At 50.5% G+C, this 19,055-nt stretch carries 18 protein-coding genes; 15 read left to right on the top strand and 3 right to left on the bottom strand.

All coding sequences use genetic code 11. The annotated features are described in order from the left end of the window. Positions 1-85 precede the first annotated feature (85 nt). Entirely contained in the window at positions 86-676 is a 591-nt protein-coding gene (locus BLW29_RS22395; protein ID WP_090983743.1) for a hypothetical protein, read from the top strand. A gap of 23 nt (positions 677-699) precedes the next feature. Here the strand turns inward: BLW29_RS22395 and BLW29_RS22390 are convergent, their stop codons facing one another. Further along, positions 700-1,347 carry a biotin transporter BioY gene (locus tag BLW29_RS22390; RefSeq protein WP_090983741.1) on the bottom strand — a complete coding sequence of 216 codons (648 nt, stop codon included), beginning with the start codon at positions 1,345-1,347 and terminating at the stop codon, positions 700-702. A gap of 96 nt (positions 1,348-1,443) precedes the next feature. On the opposite strand from BLW29_RS22390, the gene BLW29_RS22385 reads away from it, so the two are divergent. The 4 genes from BLW29_RS22385 (at position 1,444) to BLW29_RS22370 (ending at position 5,829) form a co-directional block, all read left to right on the top strand. Continuing rightward, positions 1,444-2,304 (top strand): energy-coupling factor ABC transporter ATP-binding protein, encoded by an 861-nt coding sequence (locus BLW29_RS22385; protein WP_090983740.1) that lies wholly within the window; start codon positions 1,444-1,446, stop codon positions 2,302-2,304. Continuing rightward, positions 2,301-3,980: an ATP-binding cassette domain-containing protein gene (locus BLW29_RS22380; RefSeq protein WP_177186771.1), complete on the top strand. Its 1,680-nt coding sequence runs from the start codon at positions 2,301-2,303 to the stop codon at positions 3,978-3,980. The genes BLW29_RS22385 and BLW29_RS22380 overlap by 4 nt, the downstream gene beginning before the upstream one ends. Before the next feature lie 66 nt (positions 3,981-4,046). After that, positions 4,047-5,111, top strand: a complete 1,065-nt coding sequence (locus tag BLW29_RS22375; RefSeq protein ID WP_090983736.1) for a M42 family metallopeptidase — start codon at positions 4,047-4,049, stop codon at positions 5,109-5,111. A gap of 79 nt (positions 5,112-5,190) precedes the next feature. Next, complete coding sequence (locus tag BLW29_RS22370; protein ID WP_090983734.1) at positions 5,191-5,829, top strand: hypothetical protein; 639 nt, start codon at positions 5,191-5,193, stop codon at positions 5,827-5,829. Positions 5,830-5,949: 120 nt separating this feature from the next. Here BLW29_RS22370 and BLW29_RS22365 read toward each other — a convergent pair whose 3' ends face one another. Continuing rightward, complete coding sequence (locus BLW29_RS22365; protein ID WP_256208800.1) at positions 5,950-6,876, bottom strand: DMT family transporter; 927 nt, start codon at positions 6,874-6,876, stop codon at positions 5,950-5,952. Between the two features lie 261 nt (positions 6,877-7,137). Here BLW29_RS22365 and BLW29_RS31515 point away from each other — a divergent pair, with 261 nt between their 5' ends. From BLW29_RS31515 to BLW29_RS22330, 7 genes are all read left to right on the top strand, one after another. After that, positions 7,138-7,284, top strand: coding sequence for a hypothetical protein (locus tag BLW29_RS31515; RefSeq protein ID WP_177186770.1), 147 nt, complete (start codon positions 7,138-7,140; stop codon positions 7,282-7,284). 88 nt (positions 7,285-7,372) lie between these two features. Next, positions 7,373-7,795 (top strand): SRPBCC family protein, encoded by a 423-nt coding sequence (locus BLW29_RS22355; protein ID WP_090983728.1) that lies wholly within the window; start codon positions 7,373-7,375, stop codon positions 7,793-7,795. 1 nt (position 7,796) lies between these two features. Next, positions 7,797-8,117, top strand: a complete 321-nt coding sequence (locus BLW29_RS22350) for an ArsR/SmtB family transcription factor (protein WP_090983726.1) — start codon at positions 7,797-7,799, stop codon at positions 8,115-8,117. Positions 8,118-8,250: 133 nt separating this feature from the next. After that, positions 8,251-9,081 carry an MBL fold metallo-hydrolase gene (locus BLW29_RS22345; RefSeq protein ID WP_177186769.1) on the top strand — a complete coding sequence of 277 codons (831 nt, stop codon included), beginning with the start codon at positions 8,251-8,253 and terminating at the stop codon, positions 9,079-9,081. A gap of 238 nt (positions 9,082-9,319) precedes the next feature. Next, positions 9,320-10,471: an MGDG synthase family glycosyltransferase gene (locus BLW29_RS22340; protein ID WP_090983722.1), complete on the top strand. Its 1,152-nt coding sequence runs from the start codon at positions 9,320-9,322 to the stop codon at positions 10,469-10,471. A 99-nt stretch (positions 10,472-10,570) separates the two neighbouring features. After that, positions 10,571-11,491 (top strand): aldo/keto reductase, encoded by a 921-nt coding sequence (locus BLW29_RS22335; RefSeq protein ID WP_090983841.1) that lies wholly within the window; start codon positions 10,571-10,573, stop codon positions 11,489-11,491. Positions 11,492-13,276: 1,785 nt separating this feature from the next. Further along, positions 13,277-13,783, top strand: coding sequence for an NUDIX hydrolase (locus BLW29_RS22330; protein WP_090983720.1), 507 nt, complete (start codon positions 13,277-13,279; stop codon positions 13,781-13,783). Between the two features lie 34 nt (positions 13,784-13,817). Here BLW29_RS22330 and BLW29_RS22325 read toward each other — a convergent pair whose 3' ends face one another. Next, on the bottom strand, positions 13,818-16,193 hold the full coding sequence (locus BLW29_RS22325) for a heavy metal translocating P-type ATPase (protein WP_090983718.1): 2,376 nt from the start codon (positions 16,191-16,193) through the stop codon (positions 13,818-13,820). A 192-nt stretch (positions 16,194-16,385) separates the two neighbouring features. Here BLW29_RS22325 and BLW29_RS22320 point away from each other — a divergent pair, with 192 nt between their 5' ends. The 3 genes from BLW29_RS22320 (at position 16,386) to BLW29_RS22310 (ending at position 18,994) form a co-directional block, all read left to right on the top strand. Continuing rightward, positions 16,386-17,621 carry a D-alanyl-D-alanine carboxypeptidase family protein gene (locus BLW29_RS22320; RefSeq protein WP_090983716.1) on the top strand — a complete coding sequence of 412 codons (1,236 nt, stop codon included), beginning with the start codon at positions 16,386-16,388 and terminating at the stop codon, positions 17,619-17,621. Between the two features lie 104 nt (positions 17,622-17,725). After that, entirely contained in the window at positions 17,726-18,013 is a 288-nt protein-coding gene (locus BLW29_RS22315; protein ID WP_090983714.1) for a HesB/YadR/YfhF family protein, read from the top strand. 105 nt (positions 18,014-18,118) lie between these two features. Then, entirely contained in the window at positions 18,119-18,994 is an 876-nt protein-coding gene (locus BLW29_RS22310; RefSeq protein ID WP_090983712.1) for a LysR family transcriptional regulator, read from the top strand. The last annotated feature ends 61 nt before the right edge of the window (positions 18,995-19,055 follow it).

Raw genomic sequence — 19,055 nt, 5'->3', positions numbered from 1 at the left:
TTTTTGTCATGCTGCTCAAAGCGGCAGTAGAAGGGTAAACAGAAGGGGGAGTATAATAGGAGGAATGAGATCGGAGTGAAGACATGTGTTTAAGAAAATAGGAATTACGCTAATCGTACTGCTTGTACTCGTTATTGCAGCCGGAGTGGGTGCGGTTATGTATGTGAAACCAACGGAGAAATTGGATTTGAAATTCAATGAAGTGCCGCTCATGGAACGGGCGTTGACGATGATTAAGAATCTAAGAACATCGTTTGTGCTTTCGGAGGCGGACATTGACAATATCGGTAAAGCGGCGATCCGGCTGAAACCGGAGTACCAGCCGGGCGTCCTTATAACCGGGGCTAGATTTAATTTGGAAGGGGAGCGTTTGGTTGCGCATCTAAACCTCAAGCTGAAGGATCGTTTGCCGGTTGGGATCGTGATCTACTATAAGCTGGAGTGGAACAATCCGAATCTGGTTGCGAAGGTAGATGAAGCGAAGCTGCGGGGGATAACGTTGTCTAAGGGGTATTTTGACGATATCGTCATTCCGCTAGGGTCAGAGCTGCCGGAGCTTCTGCACATCAAAGGCATTGTGATCGACAAGGGAAATGTGGTTGTGAGCATAAGAAAGCCGACGCTGCGCGAGCTTCGCGTTCTGATTGAGCAGAAGGTGAAGCGGCAGGCCGGCTGATGGAAGAGCTTATGATTGCAGGATTAGCGGAGTTTCGGAAGAAGCGGTCGTAGGACAGCAATCAAGAAAGTTGCGGCAATGGCTTTGACCATGTCGCCGAACAAGAACGGATAGCAGCCGTTAACCATCGCTTTGGCGAACGAGTAATTGGCCTTATAAGCAAGCCATGGCACGCCGCCGACATAAGCAAGGACTACGCTAAACAGCACTAGGCTGATGAACAGCATCACATATTGGCTGCGATTAAGTTTCTTCGTTCGTGCGAAGATACGGTCGCTTGCCAGACCAATTAATAAGGCCGATATAGGAAACATCCATATGTATCCGCCGGTTGCGCCGAATATTACGCCTATGCCGCCGTTCCCGTGAAGAAGCGGCAGACCGCATGCGGTAAGAATGATGACGATGGCGATACTCCAAAAGCCGAACCTTGCTCCTAGCAGGCCGCCGGCTAACATGATGGCGAAGGTTTGCAGCGTGATCGGCACCGTTGTAAAACCGAGCGGAATGCTAACGTAACCAAAAGCGATGAAGAGCGCGGCGAATAAGGCTGTAAATACGATACCGCGAATCCAATAGGTCGCTCCGGATTGACCGCTGTCCGAAATAGGAGCGAGAACTGCAGAAGATGAGTTGTTTGCGTTTGAATTGGAACTTGAAGTCGTTTCCATTGAAAATGCTCCTCTCTAATGTTAACCTTGTTATCGTGTAATGGTTAACAATTGAAATCATAACATGGGTTAATCCGTTTGGGAAGAGGGATTTTCATGAGTCATTCTATTAACGATGAATGTTTGATCTTGAAGGATGTTTCTATAGATCGGCTGCTCGATAACGGGGATAGCAGTCCGCGTTTACACCAAATTAATTTGGTACTCGCTCCCGGAGAATGGTTGAATGTAGCCGGAGTGAATGGGAGCGGGAAATCTTCGCTGGCCCGGTTGCTGGCAGGGTTAACAATTGAAGGCGTGCAAGGGTCATGGAGTCGTGGTTTTGCCGGTAATAAGCCTTCGCCTTATGTGATGCAGCAGCCGGATGCACAGCTATTCGCCGAAACTCCGCGTGAGGAAATTCGATTTGCGCTGGAATGGCGGGGCATGCCTCCCCATGAAATTAGGCAGCAGACGGAAGAGATTCTAACCTTTACCGGACTTTCAGCAATTGGGGATGCCCCCTGGAGTCATCTGTCCGGCGGTCAGAGACAGCTGACTGCCGTTGCCGCCGCTTCGGCCGGCGAGACGCCGCTGCTCATATTCGATGAAGCTACATCTATGCTGGATGAGCAATCCATGGTACTGGTCCATGAATTAGCGAAGAAGCTTCATCGGCGCGGCACTGCTATCGTCTGGGTTACTCAGCGTTTGCAGGAAATTGAATCCGCTGCGCGAACCGTGGCCATGATGGATGGCAGCATTGTATTTGACGGCAAAGGCGGGGAGTTCTTGTATGGGGCAGCGGGCCAAGTCAATTATGGTCCGACACCATGCCAAACCTGCGGACTTCGTTTGCCCTACTTATCTGCTTTAGCGCTTGAGCTGGGAAGGCTCGGAAAGCTGCAGCCTCCTTATCCCGAAACGATGGAAGAATGGGATCAGGCGCTTGCACAGATCGAGGTGGTGCCGCGATGACCTTACATATTGTCGGTTTGAAGCAGGTGCCTTCAGGGGTACATAATCAGATGGCCGCCGTTCAAGAGAAGGAATTGCGACTGGAACAAGGATCGATCACGATCCTCATCGGCGCCAATGGCGTCGGCAAAACCAGATTAATGGAAACGATCGCCGGACTTACGAAGTCGGAGGACGTCACGGTTTCTTATGGCGTGAATTCGCTCTGGACGGAGCGGCGCTCACGCTTAGGACGGAAGAGCGCTGTACGCAATCGTCAAGCGATGCTCAGTTATAGTTATTCTTGCCAATCACCGGAAGAACAATTGTTTGCGAGAACCGTCCGCGAAGAACTGCACTATGTGATGCGTCCTTATCACCTCGATGACGCAGAGCGCGATCGCAGAGCGAGTGCGGCGCTTGCGGCAGTAGGATGGGATGAGACGTGGCTGGAGCGTGATCCGTACTTTATGAGCGGCGGCGAGCGGCGGCGGACGGCATTAGCCTGTTTATTCGCGCCTCCGTCTTCGTGGCTGCTGCTTGATGAACCGACCGCTGGGCTGGATGCCGCCGGTCATGAGCAGCTCGGTGAGCAGCTCAAACAGCAAGCGGCAGCGGGCAAAGGCGTGCTCCTCATCTCCCATGAAAGTGACTGGGCGCTGCAGCTCGCTACTGCTGTAATTATCATGCACACCGATGGGAGTGTGCAGCATTGCAGTAGGGATGAGCTGCTCGTCAATCCCCATTGGCTGGAGCATGCCGGGATGGAAATTCCGGCGTGGCTGCGTGTAGCGCATCAACTAGCTTGTCTAGGCGTGCCGCATATGCAAGTTTGGCAGCCGGCCGCATTAGCGCAAGAAGCAGCTCTAATCGTGAAGTCGAACGTGAAGATACTTCGGCCTAGCAAGCCGTTGACTGAGCGGGACAACAGAGCGCCGTTCTTGCTGCGAGATTCGGACAGTCCTCCATCGCCATTATCCTTATTCGATCCCAGATCGGTTTGGCTTACTTATATTCTAATTTCTGCCGCGATCCTATTCCAATCTACTTGGTCTGGTCTAGGGGCTATGGCACTTGTCGTTGCTGCCGCTATCCATCTCGGTAAAATTCCTCTGCGACGCTGGCGAAGCGCGATTATTGCACTAACCGTCTTCACGTTCTCAGTCGCGCTCATCGCCGGACTCGGACCGCAGGAAGGAGGAGGCTTCTGGAGCACGGACGCCGCACTTGTGTCGCTGCAATCCCTTCTGCGGCCGCTGCTTGCCATGCTGCTTGGCTTCGGGTTGCCGCTAGCGGTTACGCCGCTGCGGCTTCGCAGATCATTGGAACAACTATTCGGAGCAATCGGGAAAGTACCGCTCTGGGGCACGAAGCTGATCTTAACGATTACGCTGCTCCTTCGATTCATACCGGTCCTATTATCAGAATGGGAGCGTTTCGCGCGTATCGCCATTGCAAGAGGGAAAGAGACGGAACGCGCTGCGAGGGGATCACTCAAGCGGCTGAAAGAAACGTCTATCCCGTTCATGCTGGCTTTGTTCCGGCTGGGCGAACAGGTTTCCGATGCACTCGAGAGCCGAGGCGTTGGCAAAGAGAGGCAGCCAACGCTGCTTATAACCGAGCGCTGGAAGAGTCGTGACACGGTGCTGGCAGCGGCAGGTGCCGCCATTCTGGTCATTTTCTGGATGTGGCAATAGGCATTTGGCTCCGAATCGGCTATGATAGAACAAGTGTTAACTTTTGAAAGGAGTGTCTGGCAAGCTATGACTGAACCGCTTCATCCTCAGCTCGATCGAGCTTACATTCACCGCCTGCTGGAGCTACTGCTGACAACACCGAGCCCTAGCGGATTTTGCATGACGATCATGCGCATTATTCAAGAAGAAGCAGCCAAATTGGGTTACGCGCTAGAGCTGACTCCTAAGGGCAACGGCATTATTACGATTCCAGGTTCCGACCCGCAAGATAACGAGGTTATCGCCATTACAGCCCATGTCGATACATTAGGTGCAATGGTAAGGTCCATTAAACCGTCCGGTACAATCCGCTTTACACCAATCGGCGGGTATTCCATGCATACGGTAGAGAGCGAATACTGCCTCATTCACACGCGCGATGGCCGCACGTACGATGGCACGGTGCTGACTACGAAACCATCTGTTCACGTGTATTCCGACGTTCGTGATTTGAAACGCGATGAAGCCAATATGGAAATTCGAATCGACGAACTCGTGAAGAATAAAGAAGATGTACAGAAGCTGGGCATCGCTCCCGGTGATATCATTAGCTGGGATGCGCGCACGCGATTCTTCCCGAACGGTCTGATTAAGTCCCGACACTTGGATGACAAAGCTAGCGTGGCCGCCGTATTCGGTCTGTTGGAATGGCTGAAGCGCGAAGGCCAATCACCGCTTCGCACGGTCAAGATCATCATTTCGACTTATGAAGAAGTAGGTCACGGCAGCTCCAATATTCCGGCGGACGTTACGGAAATGATCGCCGTTGATATGGGAGCGATCGGCGATGATCTCTCGACGACAGAGCGCGATGTATCCATCTGCGCGAAGGATTCTTCCGGACCGTATGATTATCTGATGACTTCGAAGCTCATCGCCCTTGCCGGTCGCGAGAACATTCCATATGCGATCGATATTTACCCGCACTATGGCTCCGATGCTTCGGCAGCACTGCGCGGCGGAAGCAATATTAAAGCAGCATTAATCGGGCCGGGCGTACATGCCTCACATAGTATGGAACGAACGCATAGCGATGCTGTTCTGAACACGGCGGCACTGCTGTTAGCGTATTTATTGGAGCCTCGCTCATAATTAGAGGATACAATAGGAAAAATTACGAGTAGACAATTCGGAAACGAACATTATATGATGAATGATGGGTGATTGGACAATGACAACGAATGATGTATCTAATCAAAACGATACGCAAGAGCAAGCGGCAGGTATTCCTGAAGAAGAGATTCAACGTTTGATTCAAGCGCTTCACGAGAACGCGCTTCGGGCACTTCGGTTTAAGTTCGAAGAAGATCAGGTTGACGGACAAGTATTGAACCATGAAGTGTATGGGCCGATCTTCACATACAAAATCGAAGTGAAAGACGGCGGACACAAGTATGCATGCGGCTTCTTCATGCGCGAGCTGCTGCACACGTTCCAGAACAATGAAGATCCGGCGCTCTGGATGTCGTCGTTCTTCCTGGACCTGATGGATGCAGGCGGCGAGCGATTGCTCCCAATGCCTCCACAATCCGAGGATGAGGCGAAAGCGCTGATCGACAACATTATCGTGCCTTACTGCGCGAAGGCCATTCGCGAAGAATTCCCGGACGAGCAGGTTCACGTGGATCTGGACTTGAACGAACAGCATGGCGCGGTGCTTGAAGCAGGCTTTACGTCCATCTCCGATGGCAACAACGTCTGTGCATTGCCGTTGCATATGCTGATTGCGCATCACTTGCTGAATCGCGATCCGGCTGAGCCGATTATCCAAGGCTTGTACCGTATTCGTGAAGAACACGGCTTGGAGTAGTTCTTAATCGTAAATCATTAAGCTGTCTCAATTGTGCATTTATGCGCTGTTGAGGCAGCTTTTTGTATTAAAAAAGCTTCTCCTTCCCGTCAATGTGGATAACGGGGGGAGAAGCCCTATCTAAGCGCTGAGCGCTTCGTTCTTGACTTCGTCGATCGGGTGGGTTTGTTTCTCGGCTCGCATATAGAGGATAAGTCCGGCGATGACAAAGGCGCCTCCGATGAGCTGGAAGCCTGTGATCATCTCACGGAAGAGCAGCATGCCGAGCAAGCTGGCACCGACCGGCTCAGCGAGCACGGACATGGAAATCGTAGTCGGCTTCACGTATTTCAACAGCCAGTTGAAGATCATGTGACCAAAGACGGTCGGGACGATCGCAAGCAATAGGAATACAATCCATTCTCGGTCTGCGTAACCGGACATCGACGTACTGGTTGCCACATTATAGATGGCGAAACACGCCGTTGTGACGCCAAAAACGATAAAGCTATAAAGGAATGAAGAGACACGCTTCAGAATTTGTTTGGCGATCAGCATGTTCACGGCAACGGCCAGTGCCCCGAAGAAAGACAAGCTGTCACCGAAGAACGCGCGCTGAGACAGTGTGATATCACCGGAGCCGATGCTAATAGCCCCGATTAATGCGACCATCATGCCGATTACCGCGAACTTACGCGGTTTGTCCTTGAACAATAGAAAGGCGCCGACCATGACGAACACAGGCTCGAGTGCCAATATAATCGTGGAGCTTGCAATAGAGGTATACGTCAGCGATGCCATCCAGAGCAGGAAGTGGAGGGCGAGGAAGAAGCCTGCCCCCAAGAGCAATAGCCAATCTTTTCGCGAAATGGCCTTCATGCCTGGAAGCTGCTTTATCCCGAACGGCAGCATAAGGATAAACGTGAAGAGCATCCGGTACATGCCTTGAACGGAAACAGGCGCATTGGAATACCTCACGAAAATAGGTGCAAATGAGATGGCGAGCATGCCGACAATCAGAGGGAACACGGGAGAAATAGACATTTTGGATGATAACGAAATTTTCACAGTGCGGTTTCCTTCTTTCCGGCTCCGCAATCATGCGCGAAGCGACCATTCTCATTATGCACACAAAGGCTTGTCCTCGCAAGGGAAAGAGACTATTTGGCATCTGTATATCGGGTGCTGGCTGGACATCGTAAGGAACAACAGCGTATTCGGAATTCGTCAAAATGTGTTCATTTATCCGAGCGTCGCAAGGCATGCATAGATGTTATGATTTGGATAAGTATCGTCAGTATAGGATCGAACATAAAGGGGAGACTGGATATGGGTGTTCCGACAGGGGTATGGATTGCAGCTGCAATTATCGCGATCATCGTGACGTGGATGACAATATGGGTGACCAATAAAGCTTACTCCAGACGCTGGGAAGATCACAATGTAGAGAATGAGCAAGGGAAGAAAAACAACTAGATTTGACATGAGAATATGGACCATTCTATAATTAAAGCGAAACCATTTGGTTTCGCTTTTTTGATTATTTCATGAGGAGAATGATGATATGGATACACACGAAGCATTGCCGGATATTGTTCAAACAGGGATTTTCAAAGCGCCAATCGAGAAAGTGTGGGCGGCAATTTCAACAGCTGAAGGTCTTTCGGTCTGGTTCATGCCGAACAATTTGCAAGCGGTTGTCGGTCAAGAATTTACGATCGATGCCGGTCCGTTCGGGATGCAGCCTTGCGTTGTGAAGGAAGTGGACGAGCCGAACCGTATTGCTTTTGCATGGGGTAAGGATTGGGTTGTTACGATCACGCTTCAAACGATGGGTGACAATCAAACCGAGTGTACGCTTATTCACTCCGGTTGGAAAGCCGATTACGTCAACGAATTGGGAATGCCTCACGCGGTCGTGCGCACTCAGATGCAAGGTGGCTGGGTGGGAATTCATCAAGCTCTCGGCAAGTATGTAGAGGCTTAATATGGCACTTCCATCAGCGAAGCATGATGTGTTTCAAGCCATTGCCGATCCTACAAGGCGAGAGGTATTGAAGCTGCTGGTCGATCGGGAAATGCCGGTTACGGCGATTACGGGACATTTTCCAATGACGCGTACGGCAGTATCGAAGCATCTCCGTATCCTTGCTGAGGCCGGTCTTGTTAAGGAACGTAAGGTCGGGCGCGAAACCCGTTACCGACTGGAAACGCAGCCGCTGCAGGAACTCAAGAATTGGCTCAATTATTATGAACGCTTCTGGGATAATAAAATGTCAGCCCTTCAGCGCTTTGTTGAGTCTGATTGAATATGTACATCAAGAGTGGCTGAACCGGCCTAAACCGGTGCAGTCACTTTTTTGTTGCATCCATGTCGTCGTAACCGCTTCCGAGAAAGCGCTTTTTCTGATACGCTAAATTGGAAAGGGGTGTCTATCCAAATTGATCCATCATCCATCGACCGCAAACGCACAAGTCAAAGCATGCGCATCTGCTTCCATACAGTACATTGGACAAGTCGGTGTCATCATTCGCCGCAACGGGTTTCATGTGGCTATTGATCCCTATTTAACGGACTCTGTCGATCGTCTGACCGACTTTCCGGCAGGCTATTGGACGCGCAGCTATGCACCGCCTGTGCATCCTTCTGAGCTGAACGATCTCGATCTTGTCCTCCTCACTCATGAGCATCAGGATCATCTTGATCCGGAAACGTTGGCGATCCTTGCAGATGCTTCGCCTAACTGTAAGTTTGCAGGACCGCTTGCTTGCCAGACCCTATTAGCCGATATCGGAATTGCTCCGGATCGACTTATTGCATTGAAATACGGTACACCTATGCAAGCTAATTCAGAGCTTCGCATTCATCCCATTGCCGCATGGCATGAAGAGCGAGAAGTGGATGCAGAAGGCTGGGATCGTTATTTAGGATACATCCTGCAATGGGATGGTTTGACCATCTATCACGCCGGAGACACCTTGGTGCAAGAAGAGTTGATCGAGATGCTGCACGCTTATCGGATCGACATTGGCATGCTGCCAATTAACGGTCGGGATCTGTTCCGTAATCGATTAGGCGTTGTCGGCAACATGAATGCGTTTGAGGCAGCAGCTTTCGCAGCAGAATTGCGCATGAATGTCGTTATCCCGCTCCACTACGACCTTTATCCCAATAACAGCGAAGGCATTGCGGGTTTTGTGGATGCGCTGCTTGGCAAGTATCGCGGACAGAAGTTTCAGCTGTTTCAGCCAGGGGAAACGCGATTCTTCTAACCGATTCAATTCGGGGTGAATCCGTTTGCAAGTCGTGAAGGAAATCGGAAGCCGAATACCGAATGAAGAGGACAGGATCGGTTTACAAAAATACCAAAGTAAAGATTGGGTCAAAAAGAGCATCAGTCTGCTAGTTATAACGTATATTGGTGGTACTAGCCAATTTAATTTGGGGTAGTTTGTTCATTCGGTGCAAAGCATCCATTTGCCTTCGAAACGACTTGAGGGGGAGACGTTGATGGAGAAAGGACCGATTCTGATTCTGACCGGCGATTATGGTTCCGGGCATATTCAGGCAGCACATGCGCTCCGCAGAGCACTGGCTGCACTTCATCCTGAAATTAAAGTAGAGATCATGGATTACATGGCGGAGGCTCATCCTAGGGTTCATCCTATCAGCAAATATGTTTATTTGAATGGCGTGCAGACGTTTCCCAAGACTTACGGGTACTTCTACGGCAAAACACGTCATCATAATCGGTTGACGAGCAGCTTGAAGTTCATGCAGGCGCTGGGGCTTGGGAAATTTCTTACGATGCTGCAAACGGTCAAACCTTCCGTCGTGGTATCCACCTTTCCGCTTGCTGCCGGGGCGATGTCTTTTATGAAAGATAACGGACTGTATGAAGTTCCGACGGTTACCGTTATTACGGATTTCACGGATCACAGCTATTGGTTATATCCGGAGACGGACTATTATGTCGTGGGCTCCATTGAGGTTGCGCATAGCTTGTCCAAAGTCGGCGTTGAACCGGAGCGAATTTCCGTGACGGGCATTCCGATTCGTCCTGAGTACAACGGGGCTTATGATAGAACAACTATTTTGGCGGAAATCGGGCTTGAACCAGCGCGTCCGACGGTCCTTGTTATGGGTGGCGGCAATGGCTTGATGGGGCAGGAGATCGGGGAAACGTTATGTTTGTCTCTGGCTCGCAAGGAACTCAACGCTCAATTGATCTTTGTGTGCGGGAATAATGACAAACTCAGACTTCAGCTTACAAAGCTGAAATTTGCACATAAGCTGCCGATCGTCGTGACGGGCTTTACGGACCGGGTCCCGGAGCTGATGGCAGCATCTGATTTGCTTCTTACCAAATCCGGGGGACTTACGTCTTCTGAGGCACTCGCAGTCGGCTTGCCCATGCTGATCTTTAAGCCGCTTCCCGGACAAGAGATCGATAATGCGAACTTCTTGCGCAGCTGCGGCGCGGCGATACACATCGAGGATGAGGCAGATCTATTGGCAACCATGCGTATGCTGCTGAGATCACCGGGTCGCTTAGAAATGATGAGGAAACAGGCGAAGAAAGCGAGCAAACCCTATTCCGCTGAAGCGGCTGCTGGGCTAGTCGCGGAGCTTATTGCACAATCCAATAAACAAACGGTGTAACTTAGATGGAGGTGGCGCGATTTGATTCATGCCGCTCCGTATGTTAGAACAGTAATGTTGGAGTAGAAAAGGAAACTGGAGGCGAAACGTAACATGAGCATGCAATATCGCAGACTTGGTAAAACCGATTTGAACGTATCGGTCATTGGGCTTGGCACTTGGCAGTTCGGCGGGGAATGGGGACAGTCGTTTACCCAGGCGGAAGCGGATGCGATTCTGGACCGTGGTGCAGAGCTGGGCATTAACCTGATCGATACGGCGGAATGTTATGGCGACCATTTATCCGAAGCACTTATCGGCGATTATCTATCCCGCCGCAAACGGGAAGATTGGATTGTTGCAACGAAATTCGGTCATCATTTCCATGAACGTTTCACGCGCACGGATGATTTCTCGGCGGCAGACGTCATTAGGCAGCTTGATGCTTCATTGTCCGCGTTGCAGACCGATTACGTAGATTTGTACCAATTCCATTCCGGGCCGGATGTCGTCTTCGATAATGACGAGCTGTGGACCGTTCTGGACAAGCAGGTGCAAGCCGGCAAAATCAGACATCTCGGCACGTCGATCGGCAGCAATCGTAACGTGCATCAGGTGGATGCGTCCACTCAGGTCGGCTCTAAGGTGATCCAAGTGGTGTATAATCGCCTAGACCAAGCGCCGGAAGAGGAAGTATTCCCATCCTGCTTGAGACAGGACCTCGGCGTGCTGGCACGCGTACCGCTTGCGAGCGGATATCTCAGCGGCAAGTATAAGCCGGATGCCGTCTTCGATGTCACGGATGTGCGTCATCGCCACGACCGCGAGAGCACGGTGCAGAAGCTGCAGGAAGTGCAGCGCATTGCGACAGAAGAAGTGCCGGCAGGCGTCGATATGGCGGCATGGGCGCTGGCATGGTGCCTGAAGAATCCGGCAGTAACTGCCGTCATTCCAGGCTGCAAGAGCCCGGCGCAGGTCGATTCCAACGCAAGCGTCGTCGCGCTGCTGGAGTCCGGCCATCCGCAGGATGTACAGAAGTAGATGTGGAGGTTGAACAGGGGAATTCCTGTTCAACCTTTTTTTTGCGTGTGGCGGGAAAGCCGGCAGTGTGATCTGAGCGCGCAAGTGGTGGGCGAGAGTTGGGGGATCGGACTCTCAACTGGAAAAACAGTTGTGCTGAGAGTGCCGATAGTAAACTCTCAGTGGAGGCTCGGCGCGATCTGTGATCGCAACTACCACCATTACGAAACTTCGAGAGTTGGAAAACCCGACTCTCGGACGTAAAATCACTGAAAAATGCTGCTGAGAGTCGGAAAATCCGCCTCTCAGCGGCCAAAGACGCCAACCACAACCAATTCGAAGCACCGAGAGTCGGAAAACCCGACTCTCAGTCGTGAAAACACTGAAAAATGATGCTGAGAGTCGGAAAATCCGCCTCTCAGCGACCAAAGTCACCAACCACCACCAATTCGAAGCACTGAGAGTCGGAAGACCCGACTCTCAGTCGTGAAAACACTGAAAAATGATGCTGAGAGTCAGAAAATCCGCCTCAGCGGCCAAAGACGCCAACCACCACTATTGCCAAGTGTCGAGAGTCGGAAAACCCGACTCTCGGACGTAAAATCACTGAAAAATGCTGCTGAGAGTCGGAAAATCCGCTTCTCAGCGGCCAAAGACGCCAACCACCACCAATTCGAAGCACCGAGAGTCGGAAAACCCGACTCTCAGTCGTGAAAACACTGAAAAATGGTGCTGAGAGTCGGAAAATCCGCCTCTCAGCGACCAAAGAAGCCAACCACCACCAATTCGAAGCACCGAGAGTCGGAAAACCCGACTCTCGGACGTAAAATCACTGAATAATGCTGCTGAGAGTCGGATAATCCATCTCTCAGCGGCCAAACTCACCAACCACCACCATAGTCAACCACCTAAATTGCGCTGTCGGCGGAATGAAATGGTTCGCTTAAGTGTCATAAGCGGCATAGTCGCTTAAAGTCAGCGGAAAGTGCCAGATTGGCGCGGATTGGAAGAATATGAGGGCTGTAAGCGGCATATCCGCTAAAGGCGTCCTAAAGTGGTTGGTTTAGGGACTTTAAGCGGAATAGTCGCTTAAAGTCGGCGGAAAGTGCTGGTTTGGCGCGAATTGGAGGAGTATGAGTGCTGTAAGAGACATATCCGCTAACGGCGTCCGAATGTGGTTGGTTTAAGGACTTTAAGCGGTATAGTCGCTTAAAGTCAGCGGAAAGTGCTGGTTTGGCGCGAATTGGAGGAATATGAGTGCTGTAAGCGACATATCCGCTAATAGCGTCCGAAAGTGGTTGGTTTAGGGACTTTAAGCGGTATAGTCGCTTAAAGTCAGCGGAAAGCACTGATTTGGCGCGAATTGGAAGAATATGAGGGCTGTAAGCGGCATATCCGCTAACACCGTCCGAAAGTGGTTGGTTTAAGGACTTTAAGCGGCATAGTCGATTAAAGTCTGCGGAAAGCGCAAGTGTGGCGCGGATTGGAAGAATATGAGTGCTGTAAGCGGCATATCCGCTAACAGCGTCCGGAAGTGGTTGGTTTAGGGACTTTAAGCGGTATAGTCGCTTAAAGTCAGCGGAAAGCGCGAATGTGGTGTGATTTAAGCGGCATATCAGCTTAAGCGGGTAGCGTCAAGAAGTGGCTTGTTGGGAGCTATAAGCGGAATAGCCGGTATAGCCAGCTGATGGTGTTAAGGTGCTACTGCGGAATCAGGATGGTTAGAGTGCTGAAAACTTTGCCACAGTGTTGCTTTCCCATGCTAAACTAGTCATAACGATTAGCTCAATCATATGGAGGCTTGGAATGTACAAGTATACGATTTGTTTTATCGAACAAGGAGACAAGCTGCTTCTGTTGAATCGGGATCGACCTCCGGCGATGGGGCTGTGGAACGGTGTAGGCGGGAAGCTTGAAGCGGGGGAGACGCCGCTTGCAGGCGTGGAACGGGAAGTTATTGAAGAGACGGGATTGCATCTCACGAACTTCCGATATTGCGGAATCGTGACATGGCGAGTGGATCACGTAGATATCGGTGGCATGTATGTTTTCCGTGTATCGGTACCGGAGCATATCAAACTTAGCACGCCGCTTCGAGTTGATGAGGGCTTGCTGGAGTGGAAGGAAAAGTCGTGGGTGCTGAGCAAAGGGAATCCCGGCGTAGGCGTCATCATACCTAAATACTTACCGGCAGTCTTGTCTGAAGCAACCTGCTACGAGCATCGATGCGTCATCGACAATAATCAATTAACCGCATACGAAGCAGTACCGATATCTTCCGAAGTCGACGATCCGCAACATGCTATGCTATAAGTTCATAATCCCACAACGAAAAGCTGAGAAACGGCTAACCGTGTCTCAGCTTTTTTGATGGTTCTATTGGCTGATCAGCGCCAATCAGGATCGTTAAGCTGACCAGCGTAACGAAAATTGTAGCCCCCATGTCGGATAAGATGGCGATCCATAATGTCAGCCAGCCCGGAATGGTTAACAGCAAAGCGATTAGCTTCAGGCCAAGCGCGAATGAAATGTTGAAGTAAATGACGCGGTTCATTCGTTTGGCAACTCTGATCGCATCGGGCAGTTTTCCAAGGTGATCCTGCATCAGTACGATATCTGCGGTCTCTATGGCGCTATCCGTCCCTTTGCCCATCGCGATGCCTAGATTAGCGAAGGCTAGTGCAGGCGCATCATTAATGCCATCTCCGATCATCGCGACTCGGCCATCTCTAGCGAGCTCTTTGATTTGGGTTACTTTATCTTCTGGAAGCATTTCCGCTCGGTACTCCGTTACTCCAATGTGCTGGGCGACTTTCTTAGCGGAGATGGCGTGATCGCCGGTCAGCATCACGGTTCGCTTAATCCCAAGGTGATGCAGGGCATTAATGACGGAGGCGCTCTCTTCGCGAATCTCATCGGCAATCCCGAATATACCGAGCACGCTCGAAGCATCAGCAACGAGCACGACTGTCAGTCCGCGATCTTTGAGCACAGTTAATTGTTCTCGTACTTCCTGTTGGATGACCAGATGTGCAAGCGTATGTTCATTGCCGAGCCAGTAGGTTTGGCCTGCGATAACAGCCTTTACCCCACGACCAGGTAATGTCTCGATCTCTTCAGCGCTTAACAGCTCAGCTCCACGATCGGTGACAGCTTTCATAATGGCTTTGGCTAACGGATGTGAGGAGCTGCGTTCAATCGTACCGGCAATCCTTAAGAAACGTTCCTCGTCATAGACGATCTTTTCCTCAACGACAGGAAATCCTTTGGTGAGTGTACCGGTTTTATCGAACGCCAGGATGGTGATTTTGCCCAGCTGCTCTAGGTATACGCCTCCTTTGACGAGTATCCCGTTACGAGCATTTCTGGTTATACCCGAGATGATCGCAATGGGCGAGGAGAGGATGAGCGCGCACGGACAACCGACGATTAGCACGGCCAGGCCTTGATATAGCCATTTGCTCCAGGAGCCATCCAAGAAGAGAGGCGGCAGCAATATGACAATAGCAGCGATGATCATAATGATCGGTGTGTAGATGCGAGAGAAGCGGTTGATGAAAAGTTCGGTCGGTGTCTTGGTTTCTTGCGCTTCGGCGACCAAATGCAGGATCTTCGCTAGCGACGAGTCATTGTACGCTTTCTCGATTTCGATATGAAGCACACCTTCGTTATTTAGGCTGCCGCCGAAAACGTGATCCCCGATTGTTTTGTCTATCGGAAGGGATTCACCGGTAATGGCAGACTCGCTAACAGAGCTTCGACCGCTGACAACGTTACCGTCGGATGGGATTTGAGAACCCGGTTTCACAATGACGAGATCGCCCGGACGAAGGGAAGCGATAGGTACAAGTTTCTCGGTGCCATTGACCAGCATCCAAGCTTCCTTAGGAGCCGAATCAAGCAAGGCGGACATCGACCGGCGCGCCTTCTCCATGCCGATACCTTCGAGCCATTCATTGACCCCAAAAAGCAGCGAAACGAAGGCAGCTTCTTTCCATTCTTGGATGCCAATCGCGCCAATCAGCGCTATGGTCATTAATGTATCGATATTGAACCTTAGTTTGATTAAGTTTCGAAGACCGCGCATGAACGTGGTGTAGCCGCTCAAAAAAATGGATAGGAGATAAATCGCAACGATTAGTCCGGATATCCAATACTCCTGTGCAAAAAAAGCAACACCATACAGCACAGCCGCTGCAAGCAGGCCTTTGTTCGCAAGTAAACTGCCGCCATGAGCGTGAGAGTGGTCGTGGTCGTGATGACTATCATTGCCGTGACTATGGCCGTGAGGATGACCTTGGTGCTTATGTGATTCGCCGCGATCATAATCAGGATGGTGCTCGCGGCCAGTTACAGCTTCATGCCTATGTTCATGATTATGGGCATGCCCATGTTCGTGATCATGCTCATGCTCGTGTTCGTGACAATGCTCATGCTCATGCCCATGCCCATGCTCGTGACCATGCCCGTGACAATGCTCATGATCATGCTCATGTCTGTGCTCAAGCTTCGCATGCTTCTCGCCAGCCTCTTGTACGATATAAGCACGCTCTTCCTTAAGCAGCTTCTCCACGGCTTGGAGTGAAACGAGTGGAGGGAGTTTGAGTTTGCCGGATGTATAGCTCAGAGAGGCTTCATGACCATGGTCGAGCTTACGAATCTGTCGTTCGAGCTCTAATGTACAACTTACACACGAGAGTCCTTTTACACGATATTCATTCATGGAGTCAACCCTCTCTGCACCGTCGGATTATGGGATCTTGCCTTTAGAATAGGTTGAACCTGACGGGCTGTCAAACTGAACTACAATAGCTTTTGTCAGATCCCACAAAATAATAATTGAAGTAGAGCCTTTCCAGATGGTACGTTAGTAGCAGATATAGGCTTCGAGCGTAACGGGAGGTCATTTGCTGACATGGCACACAACACCATTAAGCGCATTAGCGCATTGCTTCTTCTCATACAAGTTTTCTGTTTTGCTGTTCCAGTCTATGCAGAAGAGGCTGTACAGGCTGAGCCCAACTTAGCTTCGGAATCAGCTATTCTTATGGATGCTCAAACCGGAACCGTGTTGTTTAGCAAGAACGCCGAGAAACAGCAGTTTCCGGCAAGTATTACGAAGATCGTTACAGGCATTGTCGCTTTAGAGTATGAAAGCGTTTTATCAAACTTGGTGACCGTGTCGAAGGAAGCCCGGGGCGAAGAGGGAACGCGCATTTATCTGGCTGAAGGCGAGCAGGTATCGCTGGAGAGGCTGCTCTATGGCATGCTCATGAATTCCGGCAATGATGCGGCAACGGCGATTGCAGAATATATAGATGGGTCCAAGGCCAAATTCGCTGAACGCATGAATGCATTTGTGAAAGAAAAAGCCGGCGCGGAACAGACCAATTTCGTCAATCCGAGCGGTCTGCCGGACGAAGCGCAGGTTACAACAGCCCTTGATATGGCTCGAATCAGCAGATATGCGATGCAGAACGAAATGTTCCGCACCATCGTCGCGACCAAACGAATGCCTTGGGTAGGTAAAGAGTGGACCTCATCGCTCATTAACCACAACCAAATGCTTAAAGACTATGAAGGCACCACGGGTATCAAGAACGGGTATACCGAAGCATCCGGCTTCACGCTTGTCACTTCGGCGAAACGTGACGGTATGGAGCTGATCGGCGTTTTGCTGAAATCCCCTTCCAAAACAGCCGTTTATAAAGATATGACCGATTTGCTCGATTATGGCTTTGCTCATTTTGAACTGAGGCAGCTGATTACGGCCAATGAATCCTATCCGTTCACAAGCCATTCACCCGCGGAATTCGTCGCTAAAGAACCGTTGTGGGCAGTACTTCCCAAAGGAGAAACACCTGCTATTACCGTAACCTCCCAAGGAAAAGTTTGGGTGCAAAGCTCGATTGGGACGGTGGATGCTGGTACAATGGAACCAGTCAAGCCGGAACTTCCCGTGTCCGTTGCTTCTGTTACGCCAAGTCCGGAAGAAGATGTGAAGATAGCGGCAGACGTACAAAGCGACGAACCTTCGGGGAGCACGAAGCTGACGATTCTTGTCATATGGTTGTCATTGCTTGTATACTTGGCAGTGCTCGCGTATCTGAGGCTTAAACGTCAGAAGCAGGAGCGATCGAGAGGGCTGTAGGTAGAAATAGGCATGAATTGATTCTTATTGAACAAAGAGGTAAAAGCGGGCTGGACGGCGTATATATAACATGTAACCGTATCCAAAATGAGGAGATGGAAGCGATGAGGATAATGGTAGAACAATCGGCCGCACGCTGGTATATCAGAGAAATGGAATTGTCGGATGGCGATCAATTGCGTATTTTCGTTCGTTTAGGTGGCAGCGGCAGTGTTCAACCAGGCTATTCACTCGGCATTATGAAGGATGAACCAAGAGAACCGGGGCTTCATCAGGTTGTAGAAGGCATTACGTTCTTTATGGAATCGGATAATTTGTGGTATCTGGAGGATCGTGAGTTGCAGATTCGGTTTAACGAGCAAGAGGATGACATCTGGATGGACCTCGTGTAACAGTTGAACAATACCGTAGAGTAGAAGGGCTTGCCTCCGTGCTTGCCCTTCTTTGCGTTCCCCTCTATAATGAGTCATTATGGCTTGACAAAGGCGGATTATCGCATGGATTTTAAGAAATATAAGACCTTCCAAGTAGTTGCCGATACCCTTAATCTTACAAAAGCAGCCCAGCTGCTCGGCTACACGCAGCCGACCATTACGTTGCAGCTGCAATCGCTCGAGAGCGAGCTTGGCGTAACGTTGCTGAACCGTGTCGGGAAGAAGACGTATCTTACCCCTTCAGGTAAGCTTGTAAAGCATTACGTCGATCAGACGTTCGCGCTGATGGACGAGATGGAAGCGGAGCTCCGCAAATTGGATAACCCGCACGGCTTGCTAACCGTAGCGGCGCCTGAATTTTATTGTACGCAGTATCTATCGCTGATCATCCATTCCTATATTTCTCAAAATCCGAAGGTGAAGCTGCAGCTGTTCTCGTGCGACAGTAATGATGCCATGAAGAAGGTTGCCACGAACGAAGCGGATCTTGCCATCATCGCCGGCCCTTGTGATTCCCAGCAGATGGAACTTATGCCGCTCGGCAAAGAAGATCTCGTACTCGTCACGACCAAAGAGTTGTTCGAGAAACACGATACGCGCACATTGCTCGAAACGTATCCTTTTATTACATACAAATCCGGTTCTAATATTCAGAGGCTCGTGAACGAATGCTTGCAAGAGTACGGCTTCACCCCTGACAAATATATCGAATGCGTCACCGACGAAACGATCAAACGCACCGTGCTTTATCATACAGGAACCGCATTACTCGGCTCTGCACTAGTCGAAGACGAGCTGCGCAAAGGCACGTTAGCCGAAATCCACCGCTTCCCCGGCAAAATCGAAACCTCCATGGTCATCCTCAAGAAACGGATTACCGAACAAAATATCCAATCCTTCTCCGAAATCGTCCAGCGAATCTGGAAAGAGTGGGACTAATCTTTGTCGCCAAAACCTTTAATCCGAAGTCATACAGGATTGAAGGTTTTTTTAATGATCG

The sequence above is a fragment of the Paenibacillus sp. CF384 genome (assembly GCF_900106745.1).
GTDB lineage: Bacteria > Bacillota > Bacilli > Paenibacillales > Paenibacillaceae > Paenibacillus_Z.
This window is presented reverse-complemented; position numbering and strand designations above follow the sequence as displayed.